The sequence below is a fragment of the Protofrankia sp. Cr1 genome, assembly GCF_963555865.1.
Taxonomy (GTDB): domain Bacteria; phylum Actinomycetota; class Actinomycetes; order Frankiales; family Frankiaceae; genus Protofrankia.
Map to the genome: position 1 here is coordinate 19343 of NZ_CAUVXO010000002.1, position 20117 is coordinate 39459.

Annotated in this window: 22 protein-coding genes; 9 read left to right on the plus strand and 13 right to left on the minus strand. The window is 66.9% G+C overall.

The genetic code is table 11. The features are described from left to right. The 3 genes from U9980_RS00685 to U9980_RS00695 form a co-directional block, all read right to left on the minus strand. The coding region (locus U9980_RS00685; protein WP_322766228.1) for an extracellular solute-binding protein at nucleotides 1-1316 on the minus strand (1316 nt) is incomplete at its 3' end. 140 nt (nucleotides 1317-1456) lie between these two features. Next, nucleotides 1457-2332, minus strand: coding sequence for a carbohydrate ABC transporter permease (locus U9980_RS00690; protein ID WP_416210102.1), 876 nt, complete (start codon nucleotides 2330-2332; stop codon nucleotides 1457-1459). A gap of 11 nt (nucleotides 2333-2343) precedes the next feature. Beyond that, entirely contained in the window at nucleotides 2344-3249 is a 906-nt protein-coding gene (locus tag U9980_RS00695; protein WP_322766230.1) for a sugar ABC transporter permease, read from the minus strand. A 290-nt stretch (nucleotides 3250-3539) separates the two neighbouring features. Here U9980_RS00695 and U9980_RS00700 point away from each other — a divergent pair, with 290 nt between their 5' ends. The 5 genes from U9980_RS00700 (at nucleotide 3540) to U9980_RS00720 (ending at nucleotide 8227) form a co-directional block, all read left to right on the plus strand. Beyond that, entirely contained in the window at nucleotides 3540-4778 is a 1239-nt protein-coding gene (locus tag U9980_RS00700) for a DUF349 domain-containing protein (RefSeq protein WP_322766231.1), read from the plus strand. 329 nt (nucleotides 4779-5107) lie between these two features. Next, complete coding sequence (locus U9980_RS00705) at nucleotides 5108-5803, plus strand: helix-turn-helix transcriptional regulator (RefSeq protein ID WP_322766259.1); 696 nt, start codon at nucleotides 5108-5110, stop codon at nucleotides 5801-5803. Between the two features lie 67 nt (nucleotides 5804-5870). After that, entirely contained in the window at nucleotides 5871-6362 is a 492-nt protein-coding gene (locus U9980_RS00710) for a hypothetical protein (RefSeq protein WP_322766232.1), read from the plus strand. 161 nt (nucleotides 6363-6523) lie between these two features. Further along, nucleotides 6524-7477: an aldo/keto reductase gene (locus U9980_RS00715; RefSeq protein WP_322766233.1), complete on the plus strand. Its 954-nt coding sequence runs from the start codon at nucleotides 6524-6526 to the stop codon at nucleotides 7475-7477. Between the two features lie 231 nt (nucleotides 7478-7708). After that, nucleotides 7709-8227: an O-acetyl-ADP-ribose deacetylase gene (locus tag U9980_RS00720; protein WP_322750425.1), complete on the plus strand. Its 519-nt coding sequence runs from the start codon at nucleotides 7709-7711 to the stop codon at nucleotides 8225-8227. Between the two features lie 3 nt (nucleotides 8228-8230). Here the strand turns inward: U9980_RS00720 and U9980_RS00725 are convergent, their stop codons facing one another. Further along, nucleotides 8231-9169: a class I SAM-dependent methyltransferase gene (locus U9980_RS00725; RefSeq protein ID WP_322766234.1), complete on the minus strand. Its 939-nt coding sequence runs from the start codon at nucleotides 9167-9169 to the stop codon at nucleotides 8231-8233. Nucleotides 9170-9567: 398 nt separating this feature from the next. Between U9980_RS00725 and mshA the strand changes: the two genes are divergently transcribed. Both mshA and U9980_RS00735 read left to right on the plus strand, forming a co-directional pair. Then, entirely contained in the window at nucleotides 9568-10806 is a 1239-nt protein-coding gene (mshA, locus tag U9980_RS00730) for a D-inositol-3-phosphate glycosyltransferase (protein WP_322750442.1), read from the plus strand. A gap of 49 nt (nucleotides 10807-10855) precedes the next feature. Continuing rightward, a complete protein-coding gene (locus U9980_RS00735; protein ID WP_322766235.1) occupies nucleotides 10856-11380 on the plus strand; it encodes a YbjN domain-containing protein in 525 nt (174 codons plus the stop codon). Nucleotides 11381-11393: 13 nt separating this feature from the next. Here the strand turns inward: U9980_RS00735 and U9980_RS00740 are convergent, their stop codons facing one another. After that, the gene (locus U9980_RS00740) at nucleotides 11394-11927 is read right to left on the minus strand and encodes an FABP family protein (protein WP_322766236.1); all 534 of its coding nucleotides are present in this window, start codon (nucleotides 11925-11927) and stop codon (nucleotides 11394-11396) included. 284 nt (nucleotides 11928-12211) lie between these two features. After that, nucleotides 12212-13159, minus strand: coding sequence for an intradiol ring-cleavage dioxygenase (locus tag U9980_RS00745; protein ID WP_322766237.1), 948 nt, complete (start codon nucleotides 13157-13159; stop codon nucleotides 12212-12214). Between the two features lie 155 nt (nucleotides 13160-13314). Between U9980_RS00745 and U9980_RS00750 the strand changes: the two genes are divergently transcribed. Beyond that, nucleotides 13315-13674, plus strand: coding sequence for a DsrE family protein (locus U9980_RS00750; RefSeq protein WP_322766238.1), 360 nt, complete (start codon nucleotides 13315-13317; stop codon nucleotides 13672-13674). Between the two features lie 460 nt (nucleotides 13675-14134). Here the strand turns inward: U9980_RS00750 and U9980_RS00755 are convergent, their stop codons facing one another. From U9980_RS00755 to U9980_RS00785, 7 genes are all read right to left on the minus strand, one after another. After that, a complete protein-coding gene (locus U9980_RS00755) occupies nucleotides 14135-14434 on the minus strand; it encodes a DUF1416 domain-containing protein (protein ID WP_322750431.1) in 300 nt (99 codons plus the stop codon). A 3-nt stretch (nucleotides 14435-14437) separates the two neighbouring features. Next, the gene (locus tag U9980_RS00760; protein WP_322766239.1) at nucleotides 14438-15271 is read right to left on the minus strand and encodes a sulfurtransferase; all 834 of its coding nucleotides are present in this window, start codon (nucleotides 15269-15271) and stop codon (nucleotides 14438-14440) included. Then, complete coding sequence (locus tag U9980_RS00765) at nucleotides 15268-15681, minus strand: DUF4395 domain-containing protein (RefSeq protein ID WP_322766240.1); 414 nt, start codon at nucleotides 15679-15681, stop codon at nucleotides 15268-15270. Before U9980_RS00765 ends, U9980_RS00760 begins: the two co-directional genes overlap by 4 nt. A 222-nt stretch (nucleotides 15682-15903) precedes the next feature. Continuing rightward, nucleotides 15904-16485, minus strand: coding sequence for a thioredoxin family protein (locus U9980_RS00770; RefSeq protein WP_322766241.1), 582 nt, complete (start codon nucleotides 16483-16485; stop codon nucleotides 15904-15906). 128 nt (nucleotides 16486-16613) lie between these two features. Further along, nucleotides 16614-17429, minus strand: a complete 816-nt coding sequence (locus tag U9980_RS00775; protein WP_322766242.1) for a hypothetical protein — start codon at nucleotides 17427-17429, stop codon at nucleotides 16614-16616. Nucleotides 17430-17637: 208 nt separating this feature from the next. Beyond that, entirely contained in the window at nucleotides 17638-17892 is a 255-nt protein-coding gene (locus U9980_RS00780; RefSeq protein ID WP_322750436.1) for a MoaD/ThiS family protein, read from the minus strand. Beyond that, nucleotides 17880-18857 (minus strand): alpha/beta hydrolase, encoded by a 978-nt coding sequence (locus U9980_RS00785; protein WP_322752201.1) that lies wholly within the window; start codon nucleotides 18855-18857, stop codon nucleotides 17880-17882. The genes U9980_RS00780 and U9980_RS00785 overlap by 13 nt, the downstream gene beginning before the upstream one ends. A 130-nt stretch (nucleotides 18858-18987) precedes the next feature. On the opposite strand from U9980_RS00785, the gene U9980_RS00790 reads away from it, so the two are divergent. Next, a complete protein-coding gene (locus U9980_RS00790) occupies nucleotides 18988-19740 on the plus strand; it encodes a response regulator transcription factor (RefSeq protein WP_322750438.1) in 753 nt (250 codons plus the stop codon). The last annotated feature ends 377 nt before the right edge of the window (nucleotides 19741-20117 follow it).

Consider the following 20117-nt stretch of genomic DNA (forward strand, 5'->3'; position numbering starts at 1 on the left):
TGGCTCTGCAACTCGGTCAGGGTCGCTGCCGGATCCGCACCCATCATGATCTTCTGGACCTCATCCGACGCAAGCGCGGGTACTTCACCACCACGCGTCCCGGTCCAGTAGGGCGCCCGAACGAGTGAGTCCACCATTGCGTTGAAGGGTACGAGCTGCGGAAACTGCTGGTAGAGCGGTACCAGGCGGTTGGCGGCTTCAATGTCGACAGGTAGGTAGCTCAGCGCCTCCACACCGGCTGCGACCACGTCCGGAGCGAGCAGCGACACCATCAGTTCGGTGGCCATCTCATTCTGGCAACGATCGGTTGCGAGCACCACGAGACCATTGCCACCGGCCACCGGGTGCTGTGTGCCGCCCGGCAGGACCGGGATCGGCGCCACTCCGAGCGGAAAAGGGCCCTTGCCCTGCTGGTCAAGTTCCCGTAGCCCCGGCACAACCGAGTTGATGCTCGCCCCGGCCATGGCGGTCTGCTTACCGAAACCGAACCGGACCAAGGCATCGGTCGGTGTCTTCGACTGCGGCCCGTAGCTGCCGACCTTGGCCAGGAAGCCGGCGGCGGCACGAGCGGCGTCGGTGGTGAAGTTCGGCCGGCCTTCCGCGTTCTGGATGTTCGCGCCCTTCGAGCCGGCAATCGTGTTGAGGAACCACTGGCCGAACTGATCCCCGGTGGGCAGGTCGATCGGCTGGACGCCCGGCAGCGCAGCCTTGATCTTGTCGGCTGCGGCGATCACACCGCCGGTGTCGGCCAGGGATTTCGGATCCACGCCGGCCTTGGCGAGCATTTCGGTGTTGTAGAGCAGAACGGGGACGGACACCTGCTGGGGAACGGCGTACAGCTGGGTGCCGACCTTGCCCAGAGTCGTGAACCGCTGGTCGTAGGAGGCGCGCAACAAACGCGGCGCCAGCTCCTGCGCGTCGAGCTGCTCGACGTAGGTGGGCAGCAGGTCAAACCCGGCCACCGCAAGGTCGGTCTTGCGCCCGGCCGAGGTGTCGGCGCTGATCTGCTGGACAATCTGGGTGTAGGTGGTCGCAGTCGACGTGATCTCAACGGTCAGGCCCGGATGGGCTTTCTCCATATATGCCTTGCCGGACTTGGCCGTGTCGTTGAGCGGGCCGCTGACGGTCATCCGCAGCGTCTTGACCTTGGTAGCGCACTGGGTGGACGCTCTGGCTCCATTGACGTCGTCCACGGCAGCGGTCGCGGGTCGCGCGGTCGGGCGGAGGCTGGGGTTGACCGACGGGCCGCTCGAACCGACGGCCCCGCACGCGGTAGCCACGAACACGACAGTGGCAAGGGCGAGCAGCCCAGCCATGATTTTCCTCGCGCGGCCGGCGGCCCCCAAAGCCCATCCGGCCAAAGGCCGCGCGACCATGATTTTCCTCGCGCGGCCGGCGGCCTCAAGCGGTCTGGACAGACGGGTCCGGATCAAGTGTCTTCCTCTCGGGCACGTCCTCATCCCTCGGCACCGACACCGGTGCCGGTGCCGGTGATTCCGGCGGCCAATCGCCGCTGAGCAAGGATGAACACGACAAGTGTCGGAATGCTTACAATCAACGCCGCAGCCGAAAGCTGGGCGAAGTCCGGGAAACCGCCGCTGGCCGAAACCAGGTTCGCCAGAGCCAACGGCGGGGTCGCGATATCCGGTGAGCGTGCCACCAGCAACGGCCAAAGATACTCGTTGAAGGAGAGCAGGAAGCTGAAGGTCGCGACCGTGGCGACCGCCGGTGTCGACAGCGGTAGGACGATCGCACGCAGCGTCCGCCAGGTGCCGAGGCCGTCCATTCTGGCCGCTTCGAGAAGCGCTACCGGAATCGTGCTCATATACTGACGGAGCAGGAATATTCCCGCGGCGTTCGTCATGAAGGGCAGCACCAACCCGGCCCTGGTATCGGCCAGGCCAAGCGCGGAAATCGTCACATAGTTCGGTATGGCGGTGACCTGTGGCGGTACCAGCAGAGTCGCGAGCACCACCGCGAACAGCACGCCGCGGCCACGAAACCGGAGGCAACCGAATGCATAGGCCGCTGGTATCGCGGTGGCGAGCTGCAGAAGCGTGATCGCGATGCTCACCCCGGCTCCGGTCACCAGCGCGCGGCCGAGGTCTGCCGCGTCGAACGCACGCGGGAAGGCCGCGAAGTCAATGCCCGACGGGATCAGGTTCGACGACAACCCGAGCACGCTCTGCGGTGGACCAACCGCGGTACGCAGCATCCACCAGAATGGCAGGAAGGCGCCGCCGATCCCAGCGGCGAGGAACGCCCAGCGCAGGCCGGTTGAGATGATCGATACAGGGGAGCCGACCGGCTGGCGGCGAATCGCCACTGACATGCTCTCGATGTTCACACCGCCACCTCACGAGCGGCTCGGGCACGGGCCCATCGCCCGACGACGGCACCGGCGACGCCGAGCAGGACGACGGCGACCAGCAACAACAACGCCAGCATCGAGGCATAGCCGATCCGAAACGATCCGGTAAATCCTGCCTCGTAAATGTAGTACACGATCGTCGTACTCGAGCCCAGCGGACCACCCTGTGTGAGGACCGCGACCGTCTCGAACGTCTGCAGGGTGAGAATCGTCGCAAAAACTGCAACGAATACCGTGGTGGGAGCCAGCAGCGGCAGCGTGATTCGACGCAGCCTCGCCCAGCCGCGGACGCCGTCGACATCAGCGGCCTCGTGCACCGATCTCGGGATTGTGGTGAGCCCTGCAAGATATACGACGAAGACGAAACTCGCCAACCGCCAGGCGCCGACGAACGCCACCACCGGCAATGCGGTGGATGTATCCCCGAGCCAGTCGACCGGGCGGATACCGAACCAGCCGACCACGGTGTTCGCCAGCGCGTGCGGACTGGCTGAGAAAATATAGGAGAAAACAACCGCCACGGCAACGAGATTGGCACTCACCGGAAGAAACAGTGCCAGGCGGACAAGCGCACGTCCCCGGGTCACCCGCTCGGCCGCAAGCGCCAGGCCGAGGCCGACCGCCACGGCCGGAATAACGGTGATCAGACAGTAGACCACGGTATTACGGACAGCCTGTGCAAGGTTCGGATCGTGCAGAGCATCACGGAAATTGGCAGTGCCGACCCAGTGGAAGCTCGGACTGGTGAGAGTCTTGTCGGTGCCCGCGACGAACGCCGAGACCAGCGCCGGAGCGATCGTGAACACGCCGAGACCGACGAGGGCCGGCAGCAACAGTGCCGCCACCCGCCACCCTCGACGTTGGAACACCGAGCTCATGGCGCAGCGACCGGGCACGACCGGGCTGCCGACCGACCATGCGTGCCCAGGTGGGACGGACCTGTTCGGTACACGGTTAGGAATCTTGACCGGTGACGGGGCATTTGTATACGACCAAGCCGTGTCGACACGGCGACCACACAGAGCCGACATCCGATCACCGTTCAGGTCTGCGAACAACATCCAAACTTCCACGGAACGTCACAGATTGAACACATTGAGTCCGATAGCAGTGCTTTGGCTTCTGGTCGGACAATCAGGTGTGCCCCTTCGGCGCGATCCCTGCAAGAATGTCAATCGACCTGATGTCGATCTTCGGGACCACAATGAGCGAGCGCAACAGTTCCGACTGGGGGCGCGTCGGCGACGACGGCACCGTGTACGTGCGGACGGCCGCGGGCGAACGCCCGGTCGGATCCTGGCGGGCCGGCAGCCCGGCAGAGGGCCTCGCACACTTCGGCCGGCGCTATGACGACCTGGCGGCCGAAGTCGTGCTGCTCGAACGGCGCCTCACCGTCCCCAGCGCTGAGCCGGCGGACCTCGCCGCGAGCGCGCGCCGGCTGCTGAGCTCCCTTGACACTGCCGCCGTCGTGGGTGATCTTGAAATCCTGGCCCGGCGCCTCGAGGCGATCCTGCGCGCAGTCGACGAGCAGAAGGCCAAACGCGCAGCCGAGCGGGCCCAGCGGGCCGCCGCGGCGATTGAAGCCAAGGAGGCGATCGTCGCCGAAGGCGAACGCCTCGCCCGCAGCTCCGATTGGAAGGCGTCGGGCGAACGGTTCCGCGCTATCGCCACCGAGTTCCGGGCGATCACCGGGGTGGATCGCCGCACGGACACCGACCTGTGGAAACGAGTGACCGCTGCCCGCGATGAGTTCAACCGACGCCGGACCGCTCACTTCGCCGCACTTGACCAGCAGCGTGCGCAGGCCAAGGAGCGCAAGGAGGCGATCGTCGCCGAGGCCGAAACCCTTGCCGACTCCATGGAGTGGTCGTCCAGCGGCGCTCGGTACCGGACGCTGCTGGACGAGTGGAAGGCGGCAGGACGCGCGCCCAAGGACGTCGAGGACACCCTGTGGCTGCGCTTCCGGTCCGCGCAGGACGCGTTTTTCGCCCGCCGCAACACGGCCAACGCCGAACGTGACGCCGAGCTGCGCGCGAATCAGGCCGGCAAGGAGCAGCTGCTCGCCGAGGCCGCCGCGATCGACGCTGGCCAGTCAGACCAGGCGCTACGCAGGTTTCGGGACATCGAACAACGCTGGGACACCATCGGGAAGGTGCCGCGGGAGGCCGGCGCCGACCTTGAACGCCGGCTGTCCGCCGCCGGTGACCGCATCCGTCACGCGGCGGACGCGCGGTGGCGCCGTCCGGAGACGACGGAGTCCGCATTTGTGGCGACATTGCGGGAGTCCGTCGCCAAGCTGGAGGCAAAGCTGGAGCGGGCCCGGGCCGGCGGACGCACGGACGAGGCAGCGAAAGCCGAGTCTGCACTTGCGACACAGCGTGAATGGCTTGCGCACGCAACACGTTAGAGCGGCCGACAGACCCGTCCATCATGATCAGATCAGTGCGGTGCCGAGCCCGCTGATCCTCAGGCGCGGCGTACCCAGGTCGGCTGGGCGCTTGCCACAGCTAGCAGTCGGACGTACGCTTCACAGCGTTGGTTGCTCGGTCTTGCGGATCCCACCATTACAGATCTGCTTCTTCCGGGGTTCCACTCAGCCAAAGGCGACGTAGTCACGAATTTTCGCGTCACCGCCGGCCAATACGCTCTAGATGGGAGGAGGTTGACACCCAACGTGCCACCCCTGAATGTGCGTGATCTCGGGGACTTCATCAGGACCAGCGCAAAACCGCACAGATTTCCCTTCGTCAGCTCGCTCGGCAGGCCGGGGTCAGCAATCCCTATCTGAGCCAGATAGAGCGTGGTCTGCGAAAGCCGTCCGCGGAGATACTGCAGCAGATCGCCAAGGCACTCCGAATCTCCGCGGAGGTACTTTACGTTCAGGCCGGGATTCTAGACGAGCGGTCATCCGACAATGACGTCGTCGTCTCGATCCTTGCGGACGCGAGTCTCACCGAACGGCAGAAGCAGGTTATCATTGAGATCTATGACGCGTTCCGTAAGGAGAACTCGACCTACGACCTGAATCCCGAATCACCCGCGGTTGACGGCTCGAACACCGAGCAGGACAACGCGGGCGCAGACGCAGACCCCGAATCGGGGCTGGACGCCGATTCCGACCAATCGGCCACCCCCCCGAACGGCGACACCCCACAGGGCGTCGCGGAGGCCACGACCAGCTCCACCAAGGGCAGCCAGCCAAAGAGAACCACAACCGCGCGGAAGACGGTCAGAACCCGACCGGTCGGCGATACCGAACCACGAATGCCGGCGGCTCGGCGACCACGCTCAACCGGCGCCGGTGGGGAAGCCGACAGGGATGCCAATGGCAAGGCCCCGACGAAGGCCGGCCCGACCGCAGCCGATGGCTCCGCGCCGACCACTATGGCGACCGTTGAACGAGCCACCCCTGACCCGGCAGAGGACGCCTAAAGATCAATTGATCGGCAACACGCCGACAACCGAAGGCCATGCCATAACCGCGAAGCAGGAGGTAGCAATGGCCACCATCCGAACAGACGCCCAGGCATCGGACGACGCCGCCAATTTTGAGGGCACCGTCAAGATGCCGCTATCCGAGGTCCGCAAGCCCCTGTACGCCTCCGTGGGGGCTGCCGACGCCGCCGTTGAGAAGATCCTCACCCTTCCCACGACCTACGTGGACGAGGTCAAGAAGCTGCCCGGCCGAGTCAACGACATTTCCACCCAGGCTCAGAAACTACCGATCAACGTGCAGACAGTGGTCCGGGCGCTGCCGGCCACGGTGGGTTCGCAACTTTCCGACCTGCAAGGACGCGCAACGTCGCTCTACAACAGCTTTGCCGATCGGGGCGAGAAGCGGGTTTCCAGCATTCGCCGGAGCCCGGTCACCGAGGAGGCTGTTTCCCGGACCAGGGCTGCGGTCAGCCAGACCATGGCCGCTCGCACGTCAACTCGCAGAGCAGCCGAAACTGTAGGCACCGCCGTCAGCGACGCCGCTTCGTCTGACTGACCTCGGCGAGTCCGGTCGGCGCCCCCGCGACCAGGGACGCTTCCCAAGCGGACTCCACCAGCACTCGAGAAACACAACCATACATCACCGGTATGTTTCGGCGACCACGGGTCCCGGACCCGAACGTGCGGGACCCGTGGTGTCTCGTGTTGTATTGAGATATGAGATTTCGCCCGCTCGGATCCTCCGGCCTGCTGGTTTCCGTCGTCGGTCTCGGCTGCAACAACTTCGGTTCAAGGGTTGACCTCGAGGGCACCCGGGCTGTCGTCACCGCAGCACTCGACAACGGCATAACGCTCTTCGACACCGCTGACACCTACGGCAACAAGGGCGGATCGGAAACCCTGCTCGGCCATATCCTGCGAACTCGACGCGACGACGTGGTCCTCGCTACCAAGTTCGGCCACGACATGGGTGGCTCATACGGCCCCGACTTCAACGCACGCGCTTCCCGTCGATACATCCGCAAAGCCGTGGAAGGGTCGCTTCGCCGACTTCAGACCGACTACATCGATCTTTTCCAGCTCCACGGACCCGACGCGTTCACCCCGGTCGAGGAGACCCTGACCGCACTCGACGAGGTCGTCCGCGAAGGCAAGGTCCGCTACGTGGGCTCATCGAACCTGGTGGCCTGGCAGATCGCGGACGCCGAGTGGACCGCACGCGCTTCCGGTACCACCCGCTTCATCTCGGCTCAGAACCACTACAACCTGCTGGAACGCGGTGTGGAGGCTGAACTCGTCCCGGCCGCGCAGAAGTACGGCATCGGCGTGCTGCCGTACTACCCGCTCGCGAACGGCATTCTTACCGGGAAATACATGCGGGACGAACAGCCGCAGCCTGGAGCACGGCTCGCGGGTCGCCAGGACGAGCTGACGGACGCGGTGTTCGACCGGGTCGAGGCACTGGAGACCTTCGCCCGCGAACGCGGCCGCTCGCTGCTGGACGTGGCGATGGGTGGGCTGGCCGCGCAGCCGGCGGTCGCCTCGGTGATCGCCGGCGCCACCACGGCGGAACAGGTCCGAGCGAACGCCGCGGCCGGAGAGTGGCAGCCACGGGCCGACGACCTCGCAGTCCTCGACAAGATTGCCCCGACCCGACGCCCGAGTTCCTGATGCCGCCCACGCGGCGGCGGCTGACACCAGTCAGCGGTAGGTCAGTTCGGTCGTGATGGCGACCTTTGGGACCTACGCCCGACGTCCGTCGGCCTTGGCCGTCGGTAGAAAAGGTCGTGATAGCGCTACGTGCCACCTACCCCAACACGGGAGTTGGGCCCTGTGTCGCCGCGGACGGCGGTCGTCGAAGATGGCGGTCGTCGAAGATGGCGGTCGTCGAAGATGGCGGTCATGGTTGAAGTGACGCTGGTACGGGGGGACATCACCGAGCAGGACGTCGATGCCGTCGTCAACGCGGCGAACTCGTCACTGCTCGGTGGCGGCGGAGTGGACGGCGCGATCCACCGTCGCGGCGGACCCGAGATCCTCGCCGCATGCCGGGCGCTGCGTGCAGGCGCCCTCGGCGGTGGTCTGCCGACCGGCCAGGCGGTTGCCACGACAGCGGGACGGCTGACCGCCCGGCATGTCATCCACGTGGTCGGCCCGGTCTGGTCGGCCACGCAGGACCGTTCGCAGCTGCTGCGGTCCTGCTACCAGCAGGCCCTGCGTGTCGCAGCCGAGCTTGGCGCCGAATCCGTGGCATTCCCCGCGGTCAGCGCGGGTGCATACGGCTGGCCACGTGAGGACGCCGCCCGCATTGCCGTGGGCACCGTCCTGGCCACGCCGACCAGCGTGCGGGAAGCCCGCTTCGTGCTGTTCGACGAGGCCACCCACGCGGCCTTCCAGACGGCGCTGGGCGCGCATCGCTGATGCTCAGCCGCTGACCGTGGCGGTGGCAGCGCCCGCACGGGTGGGCGGCCATGCCACGGTGACCTCGCCCAGTCGCCATCGCCGCACGTTGCCGCGCACCGGCCAACCGTCCGCCCGCATGGCTTCGACCGCCGCGACCCATCGTTGCCTCGGCCCGAACACCGCGCGCGGCGCCATCCGCATCCAGGCGTCGTCGAACGAGGTCAGCAACGCATGTACGTCCTCGCCTGGAACGTTGCGGGCGATCAGCGACTTCGGCAGCCGTTGCGCGATCTCGGATGGACGGCTCAGGCTCGGCAGATGCGCCGCCAAGGTGAGCGTGGTGCCACCCGGCCATGATTGCGGTGAGAACTCCCACAGGGGTCCCGGTGTCCCCGGACGCACCACCGTGCCCGCTTCGGTGGAGGCAGCGCGTGAACCGTCGATGGCGAACCAGCATGCGCGCCTGCCGATCTCGTCGCAGGTCCCTTCGACCAGCAGACCGCCGGGGGCGATCCGTTCGAGCATCGACGCCCAGGCCGGGCCGACCGCCGCGGCCTCATACTGGCGGAGCACGTTCAGCGCGCGAACCAGCACGGGGCGCAGCCCCGCGAGCTCGAATCCGCCATGGGTGAAGGCCAGCCGTGGCGGGTGGGCGGCCGGGGCCGCCGCCTCCACCCGGTCCCGGTCGATCTCCAACCCGACGACCCGGACGTCGGGCACGACCCGCGCCAATCGTTCGTACAACTCAACCGTGGTAATCGGGGATGAACCAAAACCGAGATCGACGACCAACGGGGCGGGCACACCGCGTAGGCGGGCCGCCTGCGTCCCGATGATCCAGCGATCCACCCTGCGCAGGCGATTCGGATTGGTCGTCCCGCGGGTCGCGAGCCCCAGTGCTCTGGCACGGCCAGGGGCCAGTCGAGGCTCACGACGGTGGACGGGAGAGGTACCGGACACAGCTTCACGATCGCAGGGCCCCGGCCACCCCGACCGCCGCCCCCCGAACAGCCACCGGCGGTCGGTGCAGGCCGGTCGGCACAGCGGACATCACCAAAAATAAGATCATAATTATGCGTCGGCCGAAATCAGCCCATCGGCTCTACTGCTGGCAGTATGTACCGGGCTCCCGTCGGGACGAGGGACCCACCGCTTAGGAGACAGCCGGACCGTACCTCGTACCGCAGACCTCGGGCGGAGGTGCCCGCAGGGCGATGTGCATGTCATCGACCGTGTCCGGGCATGCAGGCGGCCGATCCGTTGTTCGAACACTCGGGAAGCTGGCGATCGATGCGTCCGGCTCATTGTGGAGGTGGTCGGTGCGTCGGGTCCGGTTCGGCCACCCTCGTCGGGTCGCCATGCTGTCGATGCACACATCGCCGCTGGAACAACCGGGGACCGGCGACGCGGGCGGGATGAATGTGTACGTGGTCGAGCTGTCCCGGCAGCTCGCCACGCTCGGCACCGAGGTTGAGATCTTCACCAGAGCCACCAGCAGCACGGTGGAGCCGACGGTCACCCTGGCCCCCGGGGTCACAGTGCGCCACGTCGATGCGGGCCCGTTCGGGGACGTCGGACGAGAGGACCTGCCGGCCTGGTTGTGCTCGTTCATCGTGGATGTACTGCGGGCTGAGGCCGCGCAGGAGCCCGGCTGGTTCGATGTCATCCATTCGCACTACTGGCTGTCCGGCCAGGTGGGGCTCGCCCTCTCCCGGCGATGGGCGGTCCCGCTGGTGCACACGGCCCACACCCTGGCAAAGGTCAAGAACCATGCGCTTGCTGACGGTGACCAGCCAGAACCGCCGAACCGAATCGCCGGCGAGCAGGAGGTCGTCGCCGGTGCGAGCCGGATGATCGCATCCACCGCTGACGAGCGGCAACATCTCATCGATCTCTACGCAGCGGATCCGAACCTTGTCGACGTGGTGGCGCCCGGAGTCGATCTGGAAGTGTTCTGCCCTGGGGAGGCGTCGGCGGCGCGGACCCGCCTCGGCCTGCCGCCGGACGTGGTGCTGCTGCTCTTCGTCGGGCGAATCCAGCCGCTGAAGGCGCCTGACATGCTTCTACACGCCGCCGCCCACCTGCTGGCCCATGAACCGGCGTTGCGGGACCGCATGCTGGTCGCCATCGTCGGCGGACCGAGCGGCTCAGGCCTCGACCGGCCGGACGCGCTGGTCAAGCTCGCCGCCGAGCTGGGCATCTCCGACGTTGTCCGATTTCAGCCACCAGTCCCCCAGCTGGAGCTCGCCGACTGGTACCGGGCCGCGAGCGCGGTCGTCGTCCCCAGTCACAGCGAGAGCTTCGGGTTGGTCGCGCTTGAGGCCCAGGCCTGTGGAACGCCGGTCGTCGCGGCCGCCGTCGGCGGATTGCGCACGGCTGTCCGCCACGGCATTTCGGGAATCCTGGTGGAAGGACGTGATCCGGCCGCCTACGCCGATGCGCTGGCCCGGTTGATCGGTCAGCCCCGCTGGCGGCAGCGGCTCGCCGCCGGCGCGGTGCGGCGCGCCACGGAGTTCGGTTGGTCTGCGACAGCACGCGGGGTCCTGGCCGGCTACCGTGACGCAGCGGCGCTGGCGACCGTTCCAGCGACCGCCTGACGGCCTGTTGTTCCGCGCCCATCCCATATGATCACTTCGGAGGTGAACTGTGTCACTGCCTGTGGACGACATCGAGCGGGCGCGCATCGACCGTGTGATCGACGATGCCCTGGACGACATCGGCCTGGTCTACGAGCGGGTGGACGAAGGATCATTCCTGGTCACCCTGGAAGGTGACCACAGGCTCCGGACGATGACCTGGCTGATCATAGGCGACCACACCCTGCTCATCGAGGCGTTCTTCATGCGCAGACCCGCCGAGAATCCGGCGGGCACCTACGCGTTCCTGCTTGGACGCAACGCCAGGACCTACGGCGTGCACTTCTCGATAGACCAGGTCGGGGACGTCTACCTCACCGGCCAGCTTCCGCTGACGGCGATCACCGCCGACGAGATCGACCGTGTGCTCGGTTGCACCCGTACCTACTCGGACGAAAACTTCGACCCGGCCGTCACGCTCGGGTTCGCCGGCGCCATCGAGCGGGAGAAGGCCTGGCGAGCCCGAGTCACCGCCGCCGAGACCGCCGAAGCGAGCCCCCGGATGCAGCGACGCGGAGCCTCTGCAGGCCCTTGAGTGCCGGGCGCTCTTACGAGCGCACCCGTGCAAGACGCGCGGACAGGTGAGACTGCAACGGCTTGCCCTCGGCCTCCATGTCAATGGCATAGGCAAGATCACCGTCTTCGACGATGCCGTACAGCCGCTCTGAACGGTTCACCCTGCGTGCCGTGGCAGTCCGGATCACGACGTTGGACCGCAGATCCACGCGCGTACCGACCACATCACCGACGTAGATCTCGCTGATGCCGAACGGATGGGCGAGCATGACCTCGACCGCGGGAGGCCCGTCGCCATCCGGTGGCGCAACGCGCCAGAACCCGACCTCGGCGGCCAACGGGCTTCCCTCGTCGCGGCCGTCCCGAGGCTCACCGACCCACCAGGTCCGGGACTCGTACGACAGAGCCGGCCGGCCGGTGCCGGCGAAAACGACCTCCTGGCCGTAGCGGAAGCCATCCATCCCCTCGTAGCCACCGACGCCCTCACCGCGCCAGGTACCCAGGAGGAACGCCAGTGGCAGCAGACTGGGATGGAGGTCGACGACCGGCCCCGGCGGTGTGGTCACGTCGGCACCGCCGCACGCGGGCGCGTGCCGGAAACGCTCAACGCTGGCCTGCGTACAGCTTGTAGACGACGTACACGGAGAACCACCCGATGAGTACCGCCACCGTGATCAACAGTGCGGTGAAGAATATTTCCAGCACGCGCCCAGCCTATCCGTCATGCACCGGTCCGGCGCCGTGATACCAGCCCTGTGACGCAGCGGTGCGGCACCCCTGCAGCCGCACCCATGCAGCCACAGAGTGCAGCCGCAGAGTGCGGCTGCATGGGCGGTCTTAGCGCATCCCGTTACGCACTGGTGGGCGATGCGCTCGGTGCACCACTTGGCGGGGTGCCGGTCGGCGGGGTACCGGGAGCACCGCTCGGCGGAGTGCCGGTCGGCGCACCACCCGGCGGGGTGCCGCCGGCACCGCCACCGCCTGAGGCCGCAGTGAAACTGGGATCAACACCAACAGCGATCGTGCCGATGAAGCCTGCGGAGGCCGACCCGACCACTGTCAGCAGGCCGTCCTGCACGCCCTTGCCCGTGTAGACCATGTCATTGGCGAGCGTGGTGATCGTGCCGGTGTGCGAACTGTATGGCTTGATCGCCTCCACCTGCGTCACCAGGCTGTCCGAGAAGAAGAACTGACCGGTGTGGTGAGCCGTACCGCCCTCATAGGTGTTGGTGGCGCTGTCCACCGCGCCACCGGTGTAGACCTTGCAGTGGATGTGCACGGCGCGCGGGCTGTACCAGCCGGGAAAGATTGTTTTGAACTCGACGATGCCGCGACTGTTGGTGAGCTGAATTCCACGCAGGTAGGTTTTCTCGTTACCGACACCATCCTCGGCGGGCGCGCTGCCACCGGGAGTGGCAGTGGTGTAGCCCGAGTAGTAGCCCCAGGCGTCACAGTGCCAGATCTCCACCGCCGCGTTCGCCAGCGGAACACACGAATTCTTGTAGTCGACGACGGTGAGCCGCAGCGTGAGTGCGGCACCGGACTTACCCTCGGTGATGTCCTTGCGTACGAGGCTGTTGTCCAGCCAGTACGGACCCTCGGTCACCTCCGAGGTCAGCACACAGGTACTGGCCGCCGAAGTCGTGGCCGAGGGAGTCGCCGTAGCCGTGCCTGTACCCGACGATCCACCGGGGAGGCTGGTGAGCTGGCAACCGGCTAGCGCGGCTCCGCCGAGCGTGACACCACCGAGTGCGAAGAGCTTGCGCCTGTTCAACGGCGTTGCGGTGAAATCGGTCATGGCACCACGATGAGGATCCTTCCCGTCAGAACCCTTGGCGCGAGCTGTGCATCGTCTGTGGGGACAGCCAACCGGCCCACTCATCGATCATCACAATGATCATGTTGATGGCGCGCAGGCCTCCAGGGTTCGCCGGACCGTGCAGACTGGGCCCTATGCGTTCCCTGGTCATCAAGGCAACTGCCGGTTCGGACGCGCCGGAGCGATGCTCGCAGGCGTTCACCGTCGCCGCCGTCGCAGTCGCCAGCGGTGCGGCCGTCTCCTTGTGGCTTACCGGCGAGTCCGCCTGGTTCGCGCTGCCGGGACGCGCCGCCGCATTCGTGCTGCCCGAGTCCGCACCTCTGGACGACCTGCTGGATGCGGTTCTGACCGGTGGACTGGTAACTGTCTGTACTCAGTGTGCGGCACGGCGAGGCATCGGCCCCAATGATGTACTCCCAAGTGTACGCATCGCGGGCGCCGCCGTCTTCGTGTCGGAGGTGCTGGCCGAGGGAGCCCAGGGGCTCGTGTACTGACCTGACCTGCTGATACCAGCCTTCAGAACCCTGCCAGGCGACGGCCCCACCTGCCGAGCAACAGCTCCTGCAAAGGCAGACCACGGCCAGGACACGAGGAGACTCCTTCACGGCGTCAGCCTGATGGGGTTTTGTAATGGCATGATGCACGAACCCGATGTCCTGTACGCAGTCGTCCAGTTCGACACCACCGCGCGGCGGACGGTCCGGCGAGTCGTCGCACCATTTCCGGACCGGAGTTCCGCTGCACTGTTCGCGACCGATAACGGTCTGCGTGACTTCGCCGTCGGCCCGATGGCGTTTGCCGTGCCAACGCGGGCTGCATGCACCAGCCAGAGCATTCCCGTGCCCCGGTCGAGTGGTTACTGAGAACCTGCGGCGAGGGGAACCTGCGGTGAGAGCCGGAAACCCCGGCGGCGCGATCGTAACCCTGCACGCGCCGCCGGGGTCGTGGAAAAACCTATGCGGCTACTTCCACCTCGGTGTCGACAGGCTCGCCCTGGCGGGCAACAACCTTCCGTTCTCCGGAGCCGCCCGGGACCAGCGCCCGGACGGTCCACGAGCCCGGCCGGGCAAAGAAACGGAACTGACCGGTCGCGGACAGCGGCACCTCGGCGGTGAAGTCCCCACCTTCGTCCAACAAGCGCGCATAACCTGACGAAACGGGCGAGCCGTCCTTCAGGACGACGCCCTGGATGACAGTTTCCTTGGCCACGTCAATTCCCTCCACCGAAGGTCCGCCGCTGGTCGCACCGCACACGTGTCAGGCGCCCTTCTCGATCGGGACGCCGACCAGTGAACCGTACTCGGTCCACGAGCCGTCGTAGTTCTTCACATTCGGCAGGTCGAGCAGCTCGTGCAGCGCGAACCAGGTGTGTGCCGAACGCTCGCCGATACGGCAGTACGCGATGGTTTCCTGCGTAAGATCCACCCCCGCGTCGGAGTACAGGGTGGTCAGCTCGTCGTTCGTCTTGAACGTGCCGTCCTCGTTCGCGGTCTTCGCCCACGGAATGTTCTTTGCGGTCGGGACGTGCCCGGCCCGCTGCGACTGCTCCTGTGGCAGGTGCGCCGGAGCAAGCAGCCGCCCGGCGAACTCGTCGGGCGAGCGCACGTCGACGAGGTTCTTCTCGCCGATCGCGGCTATGACCTCGTCCCGGAAGGCGCGGATGTCGGTGCGGGCGTCGCCAGCGGTGTACTGGGTGGCCGGGCGGTTCGGGACCTCGTCAGTCAGCGCGCGACTGTCCAGCTCCCACTTCTTGCGGCCACCGTCGAGCAGCTTGACGTCGGCATGCCCGTAGAGGGTGAAATACCAGTAGGCATACGCTGCGAACCAGTTGTTGTTACCGCCGTAGAGAACGACCGTGTCGTCGTTCGAGATGCCCTTGGTCGACAGCAGCTTCTCGAACTGCTCCTTGTTGACGAAGTCGCGGATCACCGGGTCCTGAAGCTCCGACTTCCAGTCGAGGCGGACCGCACCCGGGATGTGACCCTTGTCATAGGCGGAGACATCCTCGTCGACCTCGACCAGGACAACCTTGGGGTCTGTCAGGTGCGCATCGGCCCAGGACGGGTCGACGAGCGCATCGGAACGACTCATGCGTGCACTCCCTTCACGGAACGTATGGCGAGATATATCTGGCAACCGAGACAAAAGTCGATGGCAGCATTCAGGAACGCCGCTACAAATGCAAGCGCGGTGGCGGTGTATCCAAGACCGGGGACACCGGCGAGAAATCCGATCGTGCCCACCGCACCGAAAGCCGCACCGACCGCCTGCGCGAACCGGGGCGGTTGTGGATCCTCCAGCTCGGCCGGCGGCCCGAGGCGGGGGCGGATCAAGGTGCGATAGAGTAACCCGTACGGTGCCCACCGGACTCCGAGGACGGCCCCGGTGAGGAAGACCGCTGTCTGCGCGAGAAGTAGCCATCCGCTGGCGGTCAGCGTGACCACCGCGAGGACAACACTGGTCACAACTGCGGCAAATCGAGGACCTCGCGGGTCGACCACGAACTCATCTCCTGAAGGGCGGGCCCGCTGACAGCGGGCGACATCAACGCACAGATCAGGAAAGTCGACACGATGTGCTACCGACACGACACAGATCGATCGTGCGGCGGCTGACGAGCTCGGTGGCAAACATAACCTCTCGACCGTAGCAGCGAACATGACCGATGTGTTACCGATCCGACCACCTGTCGCGGTGATCGAAAGTGCCGGCTCCAGAGTCGATCACGTCACCTCGCCGTCTGAGGTGGACACCTCACCTACAGCGAGTTCCAACACGGCGAAGACGGCCGCCCTGCTCGGTGGGACGCCGCTGGCCCGAGCCACCTCCCAAGCCTGCCCATCAAGGACCAGGACGGTCGGCGTCCGCCGGATCCGCAGCCGCCTGACCAGCTCCAGATGCGACTCGGCATCGACCTCAAGATGGCGCACGCCCGCAACGGTCGCAGCGACGTCGGCGAGGATCCGCCGGGTCGTCCGGCAGGGAGCACAGAACGCCGTGGAGAACTGCAGCAGCGTGGCACGCGCGCCGGGCGTGATACCCAGCTCCACAAGCTCGCTTGCAAGATCCAGAAGCGACTCCCCGTCGCGCGGATGAGCACTGGCACGAGAACCCACATCAGGCGTGTCAAAAGTGGTGGATGCGCCCACTACGCCCGGAACGCGGCCATCAGCAGCAGCGATTCCGGCAGCCGAGCTGCCCGACGCCGACGCCGACGTGTGTGTCATCCGGAACCGCCCGTCTCGAACCCGAATGATCATAATGATCACACCGACAGCCGCCAGTGCCCCGAATAACACCCACATCCCGGTCACGACTGCGTCCAGCGCATTCGGGCGCCAACTTCTTCCTGACCTTGCGTCCCGCCCGCCAGCCGGCGTGGGCTAGCGGTCACCAGATGTGGTCACCGTTAATAATCTTCCACGCGAACGGGTCATCCTGCGAGCGTGTGCGCGGCGGCATACACGAACACCGCCGCCACGGCCAGCGGGAGTACCGCGACAAGGGGCCATTCGAACTCCGGATCACCACTGGCACGGAGTTCGGCGACCCCACGGGCGACAACCATGTCGATGATGACGGCTACCGTCGCGGCTACCGTCGCGATCGCCATGCCGTCGGAAACGGTCAACCCGCCGGATGCGGCGCCGAAGACAGCCCCACCGGCACCGGCCGCCACCACGCCGATGAGCCGGGAGATCAACGGCCAGCCGGCCGGGCGGGCCACCCGGCCGCCGACGAGCCCCGCGCAGGCCCGCGCGACCAGGACAGCCAAACCCCCGCCGACGAGGCCGACAGCCACCATCGCGGGGCCGACCGCCCGGCCGGTCGGCGTTTCGATCGAGGCCGCGTCCACGTAGCCGGTCAGCAGGGTGACGATGACCACCCCGCTGAGCCCCGCGGCCATGTCCACCGTCACCCGCACGGGCTGATCCGATGTCGCCGTACCGGGGCTGGCCCGCCGCCGCGCCAGCTGACCGAGGATGACCGCCACCACCGCGATACCGATGACCCCGGCGCCATCGCCGAGCTCGTGGGAGTCGGTGAGCAGCGCGGTGGCGTCCGCGGCCAGCGCGGCCAAGCCGACGATCACCAACGTCCCGATGGAACCGGCAAACGTCCGCACCCATGCCCAGCCGAGGAGGAACTGCTCGACGGCGATGACGGCGACGAGTGGCAACGGCCCGACGCCGGCAACGAGCGCCGGGACGACCGCGGCTACCACTATCGAGACACCGGTGAGAAACACCGGCGGTCCACCCGCCCGCCGTGACCGCGGCGCAGTCACGGATGCCGGCACGTCTGCCGACTCCGTCCTGACGGCCGTCTCGGCCCCGCGGGCTCGCACACCACCATGTTCCCATACCCCGGCGACTACCCCGGCGACGATGCGAGCGCGACGAACGGGACAAAGCCTGCCGAACAGGTCTATCGCGAAGAGTCGATCATGGCGGCCATCACCCACCGGCGAACGGCGGGAGCACCTCCACCACAGCGCCGTCCACAAGTGCCACGTCGGCATGGCTCCGGGTGCCGACCGGAGCATCGTCCACGAGGAACGCGCAGCGCGCCAGCACGGCGTTCAACCGCCCCGGGCGGCCCAGGGAGACGGCGTCCAGTAGGTCGGCAAGGGTATCGGCGTTCTGCTGCTCCTCAGGTACCCCGGCCGCGTCCCTGGCCGCAGCCCAGTAACGGATCGTCACGCAAGCCATGGGAACTCCGGGATCTCGGGTGTGTCATCACGGTCCGATCGCGGACTCGCCGATACGTCCGGGCCTGGCTGGTCTGGGCCTGGCTGGTCTGGGACCAGCCGGTCCGGCCCTGGCTGGCCAGGGAGCAGCCGGTCGACGCCCGCGCGCTCACCACGGCCGACGAGCAGATCGGGCAGGTGGCGGCCGAGGCGGTCCAGCAACCCTGGCACAAGCCCCGATTCGGCGTGCCCGAAGCCTGGGATGATCCACAACTGGCCGTGCTCCCCCGAAGCCACCGCCAGCGAATGAGGATGATCCAGGGTGAAGTAGGTGTCCCGGTCTCCGTGGACGAACAGAACCGGCGTCGGCGCGATCCGGCCGGCGACGTCGAGCGGGGACGCCGGGATCATCGGCCAGATTTCGGACATCAGCCGTACGCCGAGCGCGTGCCGGGCGATGCGGCGGCCGGCGGCGGTCTCCGCGAGCCAGCTCAGGCGCCGCATCGCCGCAGTGTCACGGACGTACCAGCGGCTCGGCGCGCTCACGCTGACGACGGCGTCAACCGGGTTGCGCACGGGGTACCCGCGCACGCAGTCCCCGCCGCGGGCGAAGGCCGCGTGGCGCAGTACCGCGGCGGCCCCCATCGACCAACCGACGGTGATGACGTTCAGGTAACCGAGCCGCCGGGCTTCCCCCACGGCCGCGTCCACATCCAGAACCTCCAGATCGCCGAAGGTGCACACGCCCGAGGACTGGCCGTGACCCCGCAGATCCGGGGTGAGCACGCCGGCATAGGGCCGGATGCCGTCGCTGACCGCCCTGACCGGGGGTTTGTCACGAAAACCGGAAAAACCGTGGACGACGACGACACCAAGATCAAAACTACGATCGGCGGCAGAACCAACACGGCCACAATGGGTCGTGGCGAGGATCTCACCGTCCGAGGTGGGGAGAACCCCGAAGACGGTATGAGCGGAGTAGGGCACTCCGCTATCCTCCCCACAGGCCGGTGTTCGTTTCACGCCCATGACGGTCGTGGAACGCGGGGGGCCGGTCGCAAGGTATCCGTGGGTCGACGCTGCCCCAACATCGCAACCGAACCCTGGAGGAGTCGACTTGAGCGTCGTCCTGTTGCTCACCAACGCCCCCGGACCATCCGCGGAGTCCTTTCCTTCACTCGGGCTCCTGACTCACACCGTTCGCGTCGCCCCACTCGAGGCCAGCGCGCTCCTGGACGCACCACCAGTGGACGTCGTCGTGGTGGACGGGCGCCGGGAACTCGTCGTCGCCCGCGGCCTGTGCCGCCTCCTGCGCACAACCGGGCTCACCACTCCCCTGCTCGCGCTCGTCACCGAGGGTGGGCTGGCCGCGGTGTCAGCCGACTGGGGCGTCGATGACGTCGTCCTCGACAGCGCCGGACCGGCTGAGGTCGAAGCGCGGTTGCGGCTCGCGATCGGTCGGGTCGCGGCGGCCGGCGGCACTGCGGAAGCCGGTGTCATCCGGTCCGGCGACCTGTCGGTGGACGAGACCACCTACTCGGCCAAGCTGCGCGGCCGTCCGCTCGAGCTCACCTTCAAGGAATTCGAGCTGCTGAAGTACCTCGCCCAGCACCCCGGCCGGGTCTTCACTCGCGCCCAGCTCCTGCAGGAGGTGTGGGGTTACGACTACTACGGAGGTACCCGGACGGTCGACGTCCACGTGCGTCGGCTGCGGGCCAAGCTCGGCCCGGAGCACGAGTCGATGATCGGTACGGTGCGGCACGTCGGTTACAAATTCGTCGCGCCTCCGATCGCACCGCTGCCTGAAGACGCGGTGGCCAGCCACAACGAAAGGGAAGTGGCTCGCATCCCCCAGCGGGTCTCGCTCTAGCAGCCTCGGGGCTGAAGGGCGTGCGAAAGTACCATGATCGCACGCCCTTCAGCCACACAGGCAATCTGAAGCCTCCGGGCGTGCGAAAGTACCATGATCACACGCCCTTCAGCCACACAGGCAATCTGAAGCCTCCGGGCGTGCGAAAGTACCATGATCGCACGCCCTTCAGCCAGGCGAACGTCCTAATGTCGCGCAATGACGCTGTACTGGACCCGGCAACTGACCTCCCACGACGTCGACGCCCTTCGGGACCTGGTGACCGCGGCCACCGGCGCGGACGGGGTCGCCCCGTTGTCCGATGACGCAATGTTGCGATTGTCGCCCGATCCACTCACCAGCGGGCACCATCTGATCATCACCGCATCAGACGCATC

Excerpts from the sequence above, each read along its gene's own strand:
- U9980_RS00750 (WP_322766238.1), top strand. The coding sequence starts at position 13,315 with ATGCGTTCCCTGGTCATCAAGGCAACTGCCGGTTCGGACGCGCCGGAG.
- U9980_RS00715 (WP_322766233.1), top strand. The coding sequence starts at position 6,524 with ATGAGATTTCGCCCGCTCGGATCCTCCGGCCTGCTGGTTTCCGTCGTC.
- U9980_RS00760 (WP_322766239.1), bottom strand. The coding sequence starts at position 15,271 with ATGAGTCGTTCCGATGCGCTCGTCGACCCGTCCTGGGCCGATGCGCAC.
- U9980_RS00745 (WP_322766237.1), bottom strand. The coding sequence starts at position 13,159 with ATGACCGATTTCACCGCAACGCCGTTGAACAGGCGCAAGCTCTTCGCA.
- mshA (WP_322750442.1), top strand. The coding sequence starts at position 9,568 with ATGCTGTCGATGCACACATCGCCGCTGGAACAACCGGGGACCGGCGAC.
- U9980_RS00710 (WP_322766232.1), top strand. The coding sequence starts at position 5,871 with ATGGCCACCATCCGAACAGACGCCCAGGCATCGGACGACGCCGCCAAT.
- U9980_RS00700 (WP_322766231.1), top strand. The coding sequence starts at position 3,540 with ATGTCAATCGACCTGATGTCGATCTTCGGGACCACAATGAGCGAGCGC.
- U9980_RS00695 (WP_322766230.1), bottom strand. The coding sequence starts at position 3,249 with ATGAGCTCGGTGTTCCAACGTCGAGGGTGGCGGGTGGCGGCACTGTTG.
- U9980_RS00780 (WP_322750436.1), bottom strand. The coding sequence starts at position 17,892 with ATGGCTTGCGTGACGATCCGTTACTGGGCTGCGGCCAGGGACGCGGCC.
- U9980_RS00770 (WP_322766241.1), bottom strand. The coding sequence starts at position 16,485 with ATGTGGGTGTTATTCGGGGCACTGGCGGCTGTCGGTGTGATCATTATG.
- U9980_RS00690 (WP_416210102.1), bottom strand. The coding sequence starts at position 2,332 with ATGTCAGTGGCGATTCGCCGCCAGCCGGTCGGCTCCCCTGTATCGATC.
- U9980_RS00720 (WP_322750425.1), top strand. The coding sequence starts at position 7,709 with ATGGTTGAAGTGACGCTGGTACGGGGGGACATCACCGAGCAGGACGTC.